This is a genomic window from Pseudomonas sp. NPDC088414 (assembly GCF_044753325.1).
In the GTDB taxonomy this organism is placed as follows: domain Bacteria; phylum Pseudomonadota; class Gammaproteobacteria; order Pseudomonadales; family Pseudomonadaceae; genus Aquipseudomonas.
In genome coordinates this window covers 1-1,952 of the sequence record NZ_JBIVMY010000074.1, presented here as the reverse complement: position 1 = coordinate 1,952, position 1,952 = coordinate 1, and the positions used below count along the sequence as shown (strand labels likewise).

At 63.1% G+C, this 1,952-nt stretch carries 1 protein-coding gene; it reads left to right on the top strand.

The features are described from left to right. On the top strand, positions 1–1,926 hold a 1,926-nt coding region (locus tag ACIP8I_RS27110), incomplete at its 5' end, for a polyribonucleotide nucleotidyltransferase (protein WP_400764920.1). Positions 1,927–1,952: the final 26 nt, after the last annotated feature.

Here is a 1,952-nt window from a genome sequence, read left to right as displayed (position 1 = left end):
GGTAAGATCCCTGGCGGTTTCTTCACGCGTGATGGCATTCCTTCAGAGAAACAAACCCTGACTTCACGACTGATCGACCGTCCGATCCGTCCGCTGTTCCCAGAAGGTTTCATGAACGAAGTGCAGGTTGTCTGCACCGTCGTTTCCACCAGCAAGAAGACCGATCCGGACATCGCTGCGATGATCGGCACCTCGGCTGCTCTGGCCATCTCGGGCATTCCGTTCGACGGCCCGATCGGCGCCGCTCGCGTCGCTTTCCACGAAAGCACCGGCTACCTGCTGAACCCGACCTACGAGCAGCAAGCTGCTTCGAGCCTGGACATGGTCGTTGCCGGCACCTCCGACGCCGTACTGATGGTTGAATCGGAAGCCAAAGAGCTGACCGAAGACCAGATGCTGGGCGCGGTACTGTTCGCTCACGACGAGTTCCAGGTGGTGATCAACGCCGTCAAAGAACTGGCCGCTGAAGCTGCCAAGCCAACCTGGACCTGGGCGCCTGCTCCAGAAGCCACCGAACTGCTGGGCGCGATCCGTGCCGAGTTCGGCGAAGCGATCTCCCAGGCTTACACCATCACCGTCAAGGCTGACCGCTACGCACGTCTGGGCGAGCTGAAAGACCAGGTCGTTGCCAAGCTGTCCGGCGAAGAAGGCCAGCCTTCTGCTGCTGACGTCAAAGCCGCTTTCGGCGAAATCGAATACCGCACCGTTCGCGAAAACATCGTTAACGGCAAGCCACGTATCGACGGCCGCGACACCCGCACCGTACGTCCGCTGAACATCGAAGTCGGCGTTCTGCCTAAGACTCACGGTTCGGCGCTGTTCACCCGTGGCGAAACCCAGGCTCTGGTAGTCGCGACGCTGGGTACTGCCCGCGACGCACAGCTGCTGGACACCCTGGAAGGCGAGAAAAAAGACCCGTTCATGCTGCACTACAACTTCCCTCCGTTCTCGGTGGGCGAGTGTGGTCGCATGGGTGGCGCCGGTCGTCGTGAAATCGGTCACGGCCGTCTGGCCCGTCGTTCGGTTTCGGCCATGCTGCCGGCCGCTGACGTGTTCCCGTACACCATCCGTGTGGTTTCGGAAATCACCGAATCCAACGGTTCGAGCTCGATGGCTTCCGTTTGCGGCGCTTCCCTGGCCCTGATGGACGCTGGTGTTCCAATGAAGGCGCCGGTTGCCGGTATCGCCATGGGTCTGGTCAAGGAAGGCGAGAAGTTCGCTGTTCTGACCGACATCCTGGGTGACGAAGACCACCTGGGCGACATGGACTTCAAGGTAGCCGGCACCAAGGAGTTCGTGACCGCCCTCCAGCTCGACACCAAGCTGGACGGCATCCCGGCCTCCGTCCTGGCCGCGGCCCTCAAGCAGGCCCGCGACGCCCGCCTCCACATCCTCGACGTGATGATGGAAGCGATCGACACGCCGGACGAGATGTCCCCGAACGCCCCGCGGATCATCACCGTCAAGATCCCCGTGGACAAGATCGGTGAGGTCATCGGCCCCAAGGGCAAGATGATCAACCAGATCCAGGAGGACACCGGCGCCGAGATCACGATCGAGGACGACGGCACCATCTACATCGGTGCCGCCGACGGCCCGGCCGCCGAGGCCGCCCGCGCCACGATCAACGGCATCGCCAACCCGACCATGCCGGAGGTCGGCGAGCGCTACCTGGGCACCGTCGTGAAGACGACGACCTTCGGCGCGTTCGTGTCGCTGCTCCCGGGCAAGGACGGTCTGCTGCACATCTCGCAGATCCGCAAGCTCGCCGGCGGCAAGCGCGTGGAGAACGTCGAGGACGTCCTCGGTGTGGGCCAGAAGGTCCAGGTCGAGATCGCCGAGATCGACTCCCGCGGCAAGCTCTCCCTCATCCCCGTGATCGAGGGCGAAGGCGACGACGACAAGAAGGACGACACCGACCAGTGACGTCTCGTAGCTCCACGGCGAGCGCC